The sequence below is a fragment of the Pseudomonas sp. KB_12 genome (assembly GCF_052114545.1).
GTDB classification, from domain to species: Bacteria; Pseudomonadota; Gammaproteobacteria; order Pseudomonadales; family Pseudomonadaceae; genus Aquipseudomonas; species Aquipseudomonas brassicacearum.
The window spans coordinates 1-12,752 of sequence record NZ_JBFREY010000009.1; the positions used below are offsets into that span (position 1 = coordinate 1).

At 61.7% G+C, this 12,752-nt stretch carries 11 protein-coding genes; 5 read left to right on the forward strand and 6 right to left on the reverse strand.

Translation table 11 applies throughout. The annotated features are described in order from the left end of the window. Positions 1–285: 285 nt before the first annotated feature. From AB4Z20_RS09115 to AB4Z20_RS09130, 4 genes are all read right to left on the reverse strand, one after another. On the reverse strand, positions 286–1,029 hold the full coding sequence (locus AB4Z20_RS09115; protein ID WP_253470325.1) for a penicillin-binding protein activator LpoB: 744 nt from the start codon (positions 1,027–1,029) through the stop codon (positions 286–288). Positions 1,030–1,032: 3 nt separating this feature from the next. After that, positions 1,033–1,620 (reverse strand): penicillin-binding protein activator LpoB, encoded by a 588-nt coding sequence (lpoB, locus tag AB4Z20_RS09120; RefSeq protein WP_003177333.1) that lies wholly within the window; start codon positions 1,618–1,620, stop codon positions 1,033–1,035. A 153-nt stretch (positions 1,621–1,773) separates the two neighbouring features. Next, entirely contained in the window at positions 1,774–2,145 is a 372-nt protein-coding gene (locus AB4Z20_RS09125; protein ID WP_003206754.1) for a YcfL family protein, read from the reverse strand. A gap of 18 nt (positions 2,146–2,163) precedes the next feature. Then, positions 2,164–3,558, reverse strand: coding sequence for a COG3014 family protein (locus AB4Z20_RS09130; RefSeq protein ID WP_214510074.1), 1,395 nt, complete (start codon positions 3,556–3,558; stop codon positions 2,164–2,166). 313 nt (positions 3,559–3,871) lie between these two features. Here AB4Z20_RS09130 and AB4Z20_RS09135 point away from each other — a divergent pair, with 313 nt between their 5' ends. Next, positions 3,872–5,770 carry an FTR1 family protein gene (locus AB4Z20_RS09135; protein ID WP_258689739.1) on the forward strand — a complete coding sequence of 633 codons (1,899 nt, stop codon included), beginning with the start codon at positions 3,872–3,874 and terminating at the stop codon, positions 5,768–5,770. Positions 5,771–5,878: 108 nt separating this feature from the next. Further along, complete coding sequence (locus tag AB4Z20_RS09140) at positions 5,879–6,334, forward strand: YaiI/YqxD family protein (RefSeq protein ID WP_253470322.1); 456 nt, start codon at positions 5,879–5,881, stop codon at positions 6,332–6,334. 121 nt (positions 6,335–6,455) lie between these two features. Here the strand turns inward: AB4Z20_RS09140 and elbB are convergent, their stop codons facing one another. Continuing rightward, positions 6,456–7,124 carry an isoprenoid biosynthesis glyoxalase ElbB gene (gene elbB, locus AB4Z20_RS09145; RefSeq protein WP_253470319.1) on the reverse strand — a complete coding sequence of 223 codons (669 nt, stop codon included), beginning with the start codon at positions 7,122–7,124 and terminating at the stop codon, positions 6,456–6,458. 123 nt (positions 7,125–7,247) lie between these two features. Between elbB and AB4Z20_RS09150 the strand changes: the two genes are divergently transcribed. Beyond that, entirely contained in the window at positions 7,248–8,495 is a 1,248-nt protein-coding gene (locus tag AB4Z20_RS09150) for a sterol desaturase family protein (RefSeq protein WP_442089770.1), read from the forward strand. Here AB4Z20_RS09150 and AB4Z20_RS09155 read toward each other — a convergent pair. Continuing rightward, positions 8,476–9,099 (reverse strand): DedA family protein, encoded by a 624-nt coding sequence (locus AB4Z20_RS09155; protein ID WP_442089771.1) that lies wholly within the window; start codon positions 9,097–9,099, stop codon positions 8,476–8,478. The two genes, AB4Z20_RS09150 and AB4Z20_RS09155, sit on opposite strands and share 20 nt — an antisense overlap. 205 nt (positions 9,100–9,304) lie before the next feature. On the opposite strand from AB4Z20_RS09155, the gene hemB reads away from it, so the two are divergent. Both hemB and ppk1 read left to right on the forward strand, forming a co-directional pair. Then, on the forward strand, positions 9,305–10,318 hold the full coding sequence (gene hemB, locus AB4Z20_RS09160; RefSeq protein WP_063323855.1) for a porphobilinogen synthase: 1,014 nt from the start codon (positions 9,305–9,307) through the stop codon (positions 10,316–10,318). Between the two features lie 17 nt (positions 10,319–10,335). Further along, positions 10,336–12,552, forward strand: coding sequence for a polyphosphate kinase 1 (ppk1, locus tag AB4Z20_RS09165; protein WP_214510069.1), 2,217 nt, complete (start codon positions 10,336–10,338; stop codon positions 12,550–12,552). Positions 12,553–12,752 lie beyond the last annotated feature (200 nt).

Below are 12,752 nucleotides of genomic sequence, written 5' to 3' on the forward strand. Positions count from 1 at the left end.
GCTAAAAGCCGTGATCGTCAGCTTAGAGCTTTGCAGCGCAAGGCTACAAAGTTGGGTGTCCGATTGGTTGCGGCTTAAAAAAGCTTTAAGAACAAGGGGATGGATTTTGTTTGATGAGAGCTTGCTCCCGCTCGGTTGCGCAGCGACCGCAAGATCTTGGGGCCGCTTCGCAGCCCAGCGGGAGCAAGCTCCCTCGCCACAAAAGCAAAAGCATCCAGCTCATCACAAAAGCAAAAGCATCCAACTCGCCACAGAAGCAGCTGAAGAGCTACCCGACGGTAAGGCTCAACGCAAAATCACCGGTGCCGTATCCCGTGGCAGGTTGTTGCGCTGTATCGGCTCGCTGGGTTGTTGGTAGCTCGGGCCGCCGAGCTGTTCGCTCAGTTGCCGCGCCACGTCTTCCCCCAGGGCCTTGGACACATCGCGCACCACCCGCGGGCGGTTGAGGCTGATGTGCACGTCCCGGTGGTTCAACAGCTTGGTGTCCTGGCCTTCGCCCATGGCCGTAAAGGCCGAGGTGATTTCGTAGGTCTTGGTGTTGATCAGGCTGAAGTCTGCCACCAGGGTCAGTGCCAGCACCGCCGAGTAGCTGTCGGTATTGGCCAGCTCGTTGATGTCGCGGGTGAAGTCGATGTCCGACACCGTGCCGAACAGCACGTAGTCGGCACCCTTGAAGTTCCCGGCCTTGATGCGCTTGATCACGTCATAGACGTCGCCCTTGGACGCCGCCGTGTAGGGCGTGCCCTGGGTCAGCTGGAACATCCCGCTGCGCAGGATCTCGCCCTTGATGTCGCCAGTGAACTTGCGCAGCTCGCCCTGCTCGATGTAGCTGCTGGTGGCTTCCATCTCGTCGTAGCTCGAGGAAGCGCTGGCGCTGTAAGGGTTCGCCTGGAAGTTGCTCTGCGCTGAAACGGTGTGGATGTACTCCTCCACCCGCTCCTGGAACGCAAGGTCGGTCACTGCGACTTTCGGGGCCGCCTGCGCGCCAAATGCGCAGGCCAGGGCCATGATACCTATCCATGTGCGCATGGCTTAACGCTCCGTGGTCTTGCGGATTTCTTTTTCGTCCATCCACTCGGCCAGACCGCTTTCGACGTCGATCAATTGCAGGCTGAATTTGTAGAAGACGTCCTTGTAGTCGCTGCTGCGCTTGACGATCGAGCTGATGGAGCCTTCGAGGCGGTACTTGGCAGCGATCATGTTGCCGGTCTTGGCCACGGTGCTTTTCTTGTACAGGCCGCTCTGGTTCTGCAGCTTGAGCTGGTCGACCTGGCTGTCCATGGCGGTGTTGTCGCTGGCGAAGCGGGCAGCGCCGGTCTTCATCAGCTGGGTCTTGATGCTGGTGGTGATTTCACGGGTGTCGATGTATTCGCTGGTCTTGTTCTTCACGTCATAGACCTGGACCACCGGGCGACCCTGCAGGATGCCGGACTGGGCCAGGGAGCGGGTCATGGACTCGGCGATCATTTGCAGGTCGGTGGAGCCGAACTCGTTGGTCACGGTTTCCACGGCCTTGGTATCGCCATAGCTGATGTTCTTGTTGCCCAGGACCGGCGAGTTGTTGGCGCAACCGCTGACCAGCAAGGCGGCGAGGGCGAGGGAGGAAATGCGTACAAACATGTGGGTGCTCTCGAAAACTGAAAAAGGAGTAACGCGTCACTCGGGCGTTTTTTGTGGGAGCGAGCTTGCTCGCGATAGCTGTGTGTCAGTCACATCATGGCTGGCTGATCCAGCGCTATCGCGAGCAAGCTCGCTCCCACAGTTTTTTGCGTCTTACGGGGTATTGATTTCCAAGCGGAAATCCACCGCCTTGGGTGTCGGTGCGATGGCCGGCAGGAAACTGGTCTGTTCGCCGTACAGCGTCAGGCTTTTCCAGGTTTCTTCCTCGGCGATCGGAAAGCCTTCCGGCCCCAGCCAGGCAAAGCGGTAATACATCGTCTTGTTGTTGTAGCTGGTGTTGCTCAACTGGACATTGACGGTCATGTAGCCGTTTTCCCGGGCCACGCGCATGGCGCCGACCACAATGTTCTTGGTCTTGCCCATCGCCACGACCTTGCTGGCGGCGCTGCCCGGCTCCGGTGGTGGCGGGGTGGCGCAACCGGCCAGCAAGGCCAGGGCGCCGACGGCGATCAGTTTTAAACGCATGTGAACAAGACTCCGTTCTTAAGGTTGCTTGAGGGCAATGGCGGTCGGGTTGGCGCTTGGCATCACCTGGGCAGCCAGGCCACCGGCGAACACCTGGTTACCCACCGCCCGCAGGCTGATGACCTGGTAGCGCTGGTCGACGGTGACCTTGACCACCGAGCCGCCCACCGAACTTGGCAAGGTGACCTGGTGCTCGCCTTTCTTCAGGCGCAGGCGCACCACCTGGGTGTAGTCGGGCAGGGTGCGCCAGGTTCGGGTATCGGCACCTTCGAGTACGGCCGAGGTGAGGCCGACGGCCAGGCCGGCCAGGGGATTGGTGTCGTTGATCTGCTTTTGCGCCACGCCACGGGTGACGGCGCGCACGGTGGTGCGCAGGATGATGCCCGGCATGTCGTCGCGCAGGGCGCGGCGGGACATGGCGGTGGTGCTGTTGAGCTGGGTCAGGTCCAACTGGCGACCGTCGACACCGATCTGGCTGAAGGTGGCCGTGGAGGTGTCAGGCTTGATCAGCGGGAACGACAATGGCGTGATGACCACGTTGCCGCTGATCGGCAAGGGCAGGGGAATGCGGATCGAGTCCCGGGACGGGGCCAGGCCACTCTGCACCACGATCAGGATGTCGCTGTCATCGTTCTTGGCGGCAGGCTTGTCGAGATTGAGCAGGGCCTGCTCCAGCAGCGGCGTGTTGGGGCGCAGTTCGGCGGCCTTGCGGTAACCCGGTGCGGCCAGGTCCTTTTCACCCAGGGCTTCATAGACGAAGCCGGCCAGGTAATGGCTGAACGCGCTCTGGTAACTGTTTTTCAGGCTGACCACTTCCGGGGCGTCGAGGCTGGCCACCGGGTAACCCTTGAGGTCCTTGTATTCGGTCTTGACCCCTTGCTTCTCGGCGTCTTCCTCGCGCTTGAGGTATTCCTTGTCCCGCAGGTCGGCGATCACCGCTTCGCGTTCGTGGGTCTTCTTGATCTGGGTCCGCGCGCCGTCGAAGTCATTCACGGCCAGCAGGTTCAGCGCCATCTGCGTGGTCAGCATGACCTTTTCGTAATCGTAGCCTTCGTAGCGGCGGACTTTATCGTTGACCAGGAAGCTGCCGAACTGGGCCAGGTACTTGGCCGTGTCGAGTTTGACCGCGTCTTCCCATTGGCCAACCTGTTGATCGGCACTGGTCCAGGCCGTCTGGCTGCCGGACAGGTCGCCCTTGGCGCGCAGCAGCTCACCTTTCTCGAAGTAATACAGCAGGTCCTTGTCCTGGCTGGTGTTGTTCTTTTCCAGCAGCGTCAATGCGCCGTCGACGTTGCCGGAAGCCAGTTGCTGGTTGGTCTGGGCCAATTCGCTGTCGTAGTTGCGAAAGGCCGAACAGCCGGACAACAAGGTGATCGCACCGAGGGCGATCGAAAAAACGGCACGGGATGCCATGAACATTTCTTCCCTGAGTAACAGCCGGGGTTTGCGGGTCGGGCTGGAGCGATCCCACGGACAAACGTCGGGACGTTGTCGGTTCCTCATAAGAAGAGGAGCTTTTATGCCATCGAACAATAAGAAGGCGGCGCGATTATAAACATGGCGCTTGGCTATGTAATGGCTTTTCAATCTCGAAATGCTGTTTTTGTGACATCACCTCCAAAGCAGGAATCCGATGAAAATGTGCCGTCAAAGCACATCGGCTCTTGAGCCAAAGTCATTGGAAGTGAACAATGTGTTACTTCTTATTACCAATCGAGAGTCATTCATGACTGCGCCGTTCCGTTTCCTGGCCTGGCTTGCTCTGCCATTGCTTGCGCTGTGCAGCACGTCGCTGCTGGCCGACACCGTCGAGGGCGCCCCCCAGGCGCTGCATTTGCTGGATTACATCGGCGCGGATTACCCGGCGACAGTCGAGGCAGGCAAGGTCATCGAGGACGGGGAATACCGTGAGCAGCTGGAATTCACCCAGGTGCTGGCAGGGTTGATCGCCGGGCTGCCGGCCAAACCGGAAAAGGCTGAATTGACCCTGGGTATCGACACCTTGCGCAGCGCGATCACCCAGCGCCAGGACGGCGGCGATGTCGCGCGCCTGGCGCGGCAACTAGGGGCCAAGCTGGCGGTGGCATATGAAGTCAGCCAGGCGCCGGTCATCACCCCCGATCCCTCCCGTGGTGCGCCGCTGTATGCCCAGCATTGCTCGGTGTGCCATGGGGCCAACGGTGCCGGCGACGGTCCAGCCGGTGTCGGCATGGAACCGCCGCCCGCCAACATGCGGGATGCCCAGCGCCTGGACCGCCTGAGTCTCTATGCGATCTACAACACCGTCGGCATGGGCATCGAAGGCACCGACATGCCGGCCTTCGCCGATCAGCTCGACGACCGTCAACGTTGGGACCTGGCGACCTACATCGCCAGCTTCAGCGCCGACCCGGCCGCCGCCAAAAGTGAACAGGTCTTCAACCTCGCTGACCTGGCGCGCCAGACCCCGGTCGAAGTCCTCGCCGCGCAAGGCCCCGCTGCGGCAGCGACGTTCCGTGCCCAGCGTGCCCAGCCGCCGCAGGTGCAACGTGGCCCGGCGCAGTTGCTCGACTACACGGCGGCCACCCTGGATAAAAGCATCGCGGCGTATCGTGCTGGTGACCACGACCAGGCCTACGATCTGTCGGTAGCGGCTTACCTGGAAGGTTTCGAGCTGGTGGAAAGCTCGCTGGATAACGTCGACGCCAACGTGCGCAAGGACACCGAAAAGTCCCTGATGGCCTACCGTCAGTCTTTGCAGGACGGTTTGCCAATCGAGCAGGCGGTACAGCGTCTGGACGCGGCCAAGGCCAAGTTGAAGGAGTCAGCCGGCCTGCTGGGCGGCGATGGCTTGAGCTGGTCGCTGAGCTACATCTCCGGGTTGCTGATTCTGCTGCGCGAAGGGCTGGAAGCGATCCTGGTGCTGGCGGCGATCTTGGCGTTCTTGCGCAACACTGGCCAGCAGTCGGCCGTGCGCAGCGTCAACGCCGGTTGGGGCCTGGCGCTGTTGGCCGGCCTGGCGACCTGGGGGCTGGCGGCGTATGTGATCGACGTCAGCGGTGCCCAGCGTGAGCTGCTTGAAGGCGCGACGGCGTTGTTCGCCAGTGTGATGGTGCTGTGGCTGGGCGTGTGGATGCACGACCGTCGCCACGCAGCGGCCTGGCAGGACTACATCAAGAGCAGCCTGGTGGGTGGCGGTGGTCGTTTTGGTTTTGCGATCCTGGCGTTCTTCTCGGTCTATCGCGAACTGTTCGAAGTGATCCTGTTCTACGAAACCCTGTGGTTGCAAGCGGGCCCCGCCGGGCACAACGCGGTGCTGGCCGGCGGCGCGACGGCGCTGGTGTTGTTGGTGGGGCTGGCCTGGGTGATCCTGCGCGGCTCGGCGAAACTGCCCCTGGCATTGTTTTTCAGCATCAATGCCGCGTTGCTGTGCGCGCTGTCGGTGGTATTCGCCGGTCATGGCGTGAAGGCGTTGCAGGAGGCCGGGATCTTCGGCACCCATCCGGTGGCGTTCTTCGACTTCGACTGGCTGGGCATTCATGCCGATGCCTATTCGCTGGCCGCTCAAGTGGTGGCGATCCTGGCGATCATGGTGCTGTATGGGCGCAGTTGGGTGGTGGAGAAGCGTCGGGTCCAGGTTTCCTGAAAAACATTAGCTGCGCTCATTATCGCGAGCAAGCTCGCTCCCACAGGATGTAGGCTGTCCTTGTGGGAGCGAGCTTGCTCGCGATGCATTTAAAGAGGAGCAACCCCAATGCGCGTATGGATCGACGCCGATGCCTGTCCCAAGGCCGCGAAGGAACTGGTGGTCAAGTTCGCCTTGAAGCGCAGGTTCGAGGTGGTGCTGGTGGCCGGTCAGCCGCAGATCAAGCCGGCCCTGGCCTGTGTGAAGCTGATCGTGGTGCCCAGTGGCCCTGATGCGGCGGACGATTACCTGGTGGAGCACGCCGAGCCGGGTGAACTGGTGATCTGCAGCGACGTGCCCTTGGCCGACCGGTTGGTGAAGAAGGGCGTCGCCGCCCTGGATCCACGAGGCAAGGAGTTCGATGCCCAGAACATGGGCGACCGACTGGCGGTGCGCAACCTGTTCACTGATTTGCGTGAACAGGGCCACATGGGCGGCGGCCCGGCGGCGTATAGCGAGCGGGACAAGCAGGGTTTTGCCAATGCCCTGGATCGGATCCTGACGCGCCTGACCCGATTGCCTTGAGTCATGCCCAAACCCCTGTGGGAGCGCGCTTGCTCGCGATACGGTGTATCAGCCAATGCAAATGTAGCTGACCCACCGCTATCGCGAGCAAGCTCGCTCCCACAGGAAAGGGGTGGTGGGGTCAGGCGTCGTTCTCGTGCGTCAGCTCCAACACCCGGTCCACCAGCTTGTTGATGCCGGAAGCCGCTTCGCTGATGTTCTGCGCCAGCATGTAGGCCGGGGTGCTGACCAGTTTGCGCGCGCGGTCTTCAACGATATCGGTGACGGCGCACTCTTCGTGAGTACCCCCCATTTTGGTCACTACGGCGGCAGTGTCGACGTCGTTGCCGATGGTGCAGACCACGCCCGGGCCGTAGATTTTCGCCGCCAGGGCCGGGGAGATGCAGATCAACCCGACCGGCTTGCCGGCCTCGGCAAAGGCCTCGGTCAGCGCGAGGACCTCTGGTTGGACCGTGCAGCCAGCACCTTCGACGGCAAAGTTGGAGAGGTTTTTCGCCGAGCCAAACCCACCGGGTATGATCAGGGCGTCGAAATCCTCGGCCTTGGCTTCACGCAAGTCCTTCACGTTGCCCCGGGCGATCCGCGCCGATTCCACCAACACGTTGCGGCTCTCGGGCATTTCCTCGCCGGTCAGGTGATTGATCACGTGCAACTGGGCAATGTTGGGGGCGAAGCACTGGACGTGAGCCCCACGCTGATCGAGACGCAGCAAGGTGATCACGCTTTCGTAGATCTCGGCGCCGTCATACACGCCACAGCCGGAAAGGATCACTGCAATTTTTTTGCTCATGGGCTTTTCTCCAGATTCATGGCGTTAAATGTCTACTAATTTGTCACTCGTTGCCATAGGGGGATCGGGCAGCTACACCTAATCTGCCGACTATCTCCCTGCCTTGCATGTCCGGGTTGCGTCATGAACTTCATCCTGTATGCCGTGCCGTTCTTCTTCGTGTTGATCGCCGTCGAGTTGCTGGCCGATCGCTGGCGGGGCGTGAGCCACTACCGTGTGGCAGACGCGATCAACAGTTTGAGTACCGGCGTACTGTCGACCACTACGGGCCTTTTGACCAAAGGTGTGGGGCTGGTGACCTATGCCTTTGCGTTGAAGCACCTGGCTGTCATCGAACTGCCTGCCGATCGGGCCTGGACCTGGGTGTTTGCCTTTGTGCTCTATGACTTCTGCTATTACTGGCTGCACCGCATGGGCCATGAACGCAACATCCTCTGGGCCGCTCATTCGGTGCACCACCAGAGCGAGGACTACAACCTTTCCACGGCGTTGCGCCAGACCAGCACCGGGTTCCTGCTGAGCTGGATCTTCTACGTCCCGCTCGCCGTACTGGGCGTGCCGCTGGTGGTCTTTGTCAGCGTCGCGGCGTTGAATCTGCTGTACCAGTTCTGGGTCCACACCCAGCACATTCCCAAGCTCGGCTGGCTGGAGTGGTGCTTCGTCACGCCGTCCAATCATCGTGCCCACCATGCACAGAACCCTCTCTACATGGATCGCAACTACGGCGGGGTGTTCATTATTTGGGACCGTCTGTTTGGCACCTTCCAGGAAGAAGACGCCAACGAACCGGTGATTTTCGGCGTGACCACGCCGCTGGCGAGCTGGAATCCGCTGTGGGCCAACCTGCAGTTCTATGCACAGCTATGGGCGGATGCGCGGCGGGCCGGGCATTGGTGGGACAAGCTGCGGATCTGGTTCATGCCCACCGGTTGGCGACCGGCGGACGTCGCGGCCAGGCACCCGCTGAACAAGCCGGACTTGAGCCAGTTCCGCAAATTCGAAGTGCCGTTGGATGCTCGCCAGCAGTGGTACGTGGGGCTGCAGTTCTGCGCCTACATTGCCTTGGGCAGCTATCTGATGAACCTTGAAACCAGCCTGCCGGTCGCCGCCCTGGTGCTGGGTTGGGGCGCGGTGGCGTTTGGTCTGTTCGTGTTGGGCGTCGCCCTGGAGAATCGCCCGTGGGCGTTGCGGCTGGAGCTGTTGCGGCTGGCCTCGAACCTGCCGCTGGTATGGCTGGCGCCCTTGGCCGGGTTGTGGCCGGCCAGCGCTGTGATGAGCCATGGTGCCTGGGCCGGGCTGCTCAGCTACAGCCTGCTCAGCGGCATCGGGTTGTATTGCTGCCGTACCCGGTTTACTCGGTTGGCGTCGTAGATTCGTCAGACCTGGCTTGCTCCAGGCGCTCGGCTTCGAGGACTTTCCTGGCCAGGCGCGCAGTCTTGAGGCGTCGGCGCAGCCACAAGACCAGGCCCAGCACCAGCAGTGCGCCGAGTACCCACAATTCATACTTCTTGATGCTGCCCAGCATACCTTCGAGCACTGCGCCGAAGTGGTACGCGGCCGCGGCCAACGCCGTGGCCCAGATCGCCGCACCGATGCCGTTGAGCAACAGGTAACGACCCGGCGGATAGCCTGACAGGCCGATCGCCACTGGCATCACCGTGCGCAGGCCATAGACGAAACGGAAGCTCAGGACCCAGATGTCCGGATGCCGGCGAATATGCTCCAGCGCCCGATCCCCCATCAACTGCCAGCGCGGTTTGCGCGCCAAGAGCTTGCGCCCGTGCTTGCGCCCCAGGAAATACCACAGCTGATCGCCCGCGTAGCTGCCGCAGAACGCCACGACGACGACCAGGTTGATGTCCATGTAGCCGCGGAACGCCAGGAAACCTGCGAGCACGAGGATGGTTTCGCCTTCGAAGAACGTGCCGATAAACAGGGCCAAGTAGCCGAAGTCATGCAGAAATTGTTGGAGCATTGTCTGGGTGCTGGCGAAATGAACGCGCAGCCTAACCCTTCAGGCACATTCAGGAAAGTATCGAAATGTGTCTCGACGTGAACAATTCCTACAATGACAATAACTGCGACGACAGGACGCAGGTGCACATAACTGTAATGTCTTCGTCATAATGGGCGCTTATAACTGTCACGCTCGCCCGTCAGCACGGGCTCAGGAGTCTGCCGTGAGCTTTACCCCCGCCAATCGTCTGTTCCCTGCTACCCGCCTGCGTCGCAACCGCCGTGATGAGTTCTCGCGTCGGCTGGTGCGTGAAAACGTGCTGACCACCAATGATCTGATCCTGCCGGTATTCGTGCTGGACGGTGAGAACCGTCGCGAAGCGGTGGCGTCGATGCCCGGGGTGGAACGCCTGACCATCGACCTGCTGCTCGAAGAGGCCGCCCACTGGGTCGAGCTGGGCATTCCGGCGCTGGCGCTGTTCCCGGTCACACCGCCGACACTCAAGTCCCTGGACGCAGCCGAAGCCTGGAACCCGGAGGGCATCGCCCAACGCGCGACCCGCGCCCTGCGTGCGCGCTTCCCGGAGCTGGGGGTGATCACCGACGTGGCGCTGGACCCGTTCACCACCCACGGGCAGGACGGTATCCTCGATGAAGAAGGTTACGTGCAGAACGACATTACCGTCGATGCACTGGTCAGGCAGGCGCTGTCCCATGCCGAGGCCGGAGCCCAGGTGGTGGCGCCGTCGGACATGATGGACGGGCGCATCCAGGCGATCCGCGAAGCCCTCGAGGTGGCCGGTCACGTCAACGTGCGGATCATGGCCTATTCGGCCAAGTACGCCAGCGCCTATTACGGCCCGTTCCGCGACGCGGTCGGCTCGGCCCTGAACCTGGGCAAGGCCAACAAGGCCTCTTATCAGATGGACCCGGCCAACAGTCAGGAAGCCTTGCACGAAGTGGCGGCTGACTTGTCAGAAGGGGCAGACATGGTCATGGTCAAGCCTGGCATGCCCTACCTCGACATTCTTTGCCGGGTCAAAGACGAATTCAAAGTGCCGACCTTTGTTTATCAGGTCAGCGGCGAGTACGCGATGCACATGGCCGCGATCCAGAACGGCTGGTTGGGCGAAGGGGTGATCCTGGAGTCCTTGACCGCTTTCAAGCGCGCAGGTGCTGATGGCATCCTGACTTACTTTGCTGTGCGCGCCGCCCAATTGTTACGAGAGCAGAAATAGCCTCCCAGGAACTTGCGATGAATACCGAAGGACTCTCCGAAGTTGCCGTAAAAGACGCTCAACCCGTGGTCGAGCAGATTGCCGAGACACCGCCGACGCTGGAGCCTGCTGCCCCGGCTGTCGTCGAGCCCGCACCGGCCCCGGCGATTGTGATTCCCAACCTGGATGACAGCAGCCTTTACATCCATCGGGAGCTGTCGCAACTGCAGTTCAACATCCGCGTGCTGGAGCAGGCGCTGGACGAGTCCTATCCGCTGCTGGAACGGCTGAAATTCCTGCTGATCTTTTCCAGCAACCTGGATGAGTTTTTCGAAATCCGCGTCGCCGGCCTGAAGAAGCAGATCACCTTCGCCCGTGAACAGGCCGGCGCCGATGGCCTGCAACCGCACCAGGCCCTGGCGCGCATCAGCGAGCTGGTCCACGGCCACGTTGACCGGCAATACGCGATCCTCAACGACATCCTGTTGCCGGAGCTGGAAAAGCACCAGGTGCGCTTCATCCGTCGCCGCAACTGGAACACCAAGATCAAGACTTGGGTGCGCCGCTATTTCCGCGACGAGATCGCGCCGATCATCACCCCGATCGGCCTCGATCCGACGCACCCGTTCCCGTTGCTGGTCAACAAGAGCCTGAACTTCATTGTCGAGCTCGAAGGCATCGACGCCTTCGGCCGCGATTCCGGCCTGGCGATCATTCCGGCGCCACGCCTGCTGCCGCGCATCATCCGCGTGCCGGAAGACGTCGGCGGCCCTGGCGACAATTATGTGTTCCTGTCGTCGATGATCCACGCCCACGCCGATGACCTGTTCCAGGGCATGAAGGTGAAGGGTTGCTACCAGTTCCGCCTGACGCGTAACGCCGACCTGTCGGTGGACACCGAGGACGTCGAAGACCTGGCCCGCGCCCTGCGTGGCGAGCTGTTCTCCCGTCGCTACGGTGATGCGGTGCGCCTGGAGGTGGCCGATACCTGCCCCAAACACCTGTCCGACTACCTGCTCAAGCAGTTCAACCTGCATGAGACCGAGCTGTATCAGGTCAACGGCCCGGTCAACCTGACCCGACTGTTCAGCATCACCGGCCTGGACAGCCATCCGGAGCTGCAATACCTGCCGTTCACACCGCAGATCCCGAAACTGCTGCAAAACAGCGAGAACATTTTCAGCGTGATCAGCAAGCAGGACATCCTGCTGCTGCACCCGTTCGAGTCGTTCACGCCGGTGGTCGACCTGCTGCGCCAGGCCGCCAAGGACCCCCACGTCCTGGCGGTGCGCCAGACCCTGTACCGCAGTGGCGCCAACTCGGAAATCGTCGATGCCCTGGTGGACGCGGCGCGCAACGGCAAGGAAGTCACGGCCGTGATCGAATTGCGCGCGCGCTTCGACGAGGAGTCCAACCTGCAACTGGCCAGCCGCCTGCAAGCGGCCGGCGCGGTGGTGATCTACGGCGTGGTCGGCTTCAAGACCCACGCCAAGATGATGCTCATCCTGCGCCGTGAGGCCGGTGAGATCGTGCGTTACGCCCACTTGGGCACTGGCAACTACCACGCCGCCAACGCCCGCCTGTACACCGACTACAGCCTGCTGACCTCTGACGATGCCTTGTGCGAAGACGTCGGCAAGCTGTTCAGCCAGTTGATCGGCATGGGCAAGACCCTGCGCATGAAGAAGCTGCTGCATGCGCCGTTCACCCTGAAAAAGGGCATGCTCGACATGATCGCCCGGGAGACGCAGTTCGCCCTGGACGGCAAGCCGGCCCACATCATTGCCAAGTTCAACTCGCTGACCGACCCGAAGATCATTCGTGCGTTGTACAAGGCCAGCCAATCGGGCGTGCGCATCGATCTGGTGGTGCGGGGCATGTGCTGCCTGCGACCGGGTATCCCGGGGGTGTCCCACAACATCCACGTACGCTCGATCATCGGGCGTTTCCTGGAACATACGCGGGTGTTCTACTTCCTCAACGGCGGTGAGGAGCAGATGTTCCTGTCCAGCGCCGACTGGATGGAGCGCAACCTCGACAAGCGGGTCGAGACCTGCTTCCCGGTGGAAGGCAAGAAGCTGATCCTGCGGGTCAAGAAGGAGCTGGAAAGCTACCTCACCGACAACACCCACAGCTGGAGCCTGCAGTCGGATGGCCGCTACATCCGCAACACGCCGACCGGCAACCAGAACCCGCGCAGCGCCCAGGCGACGTTGCTCGAGCGCTTGAGCAGCCCGGTGTTGGCGGTTCGTTAAAAAATCGGTGGGCGGCGGCAGGCTCAGCTTTTGTGGCGAGGGGATTTATCCCCGCTGGGCTGCGCTGTAGGAGCTGCCGAAGGCTGCGATCTTTTGATCTTTCGCTTGGGACTCAAGTGTCTGGGGAAAGATCGCAGCCTCGTTGCACTCGACAGCTCCTACACAGCCAGCGGGGATAAATCCCCTCGCCACAGGGGTTG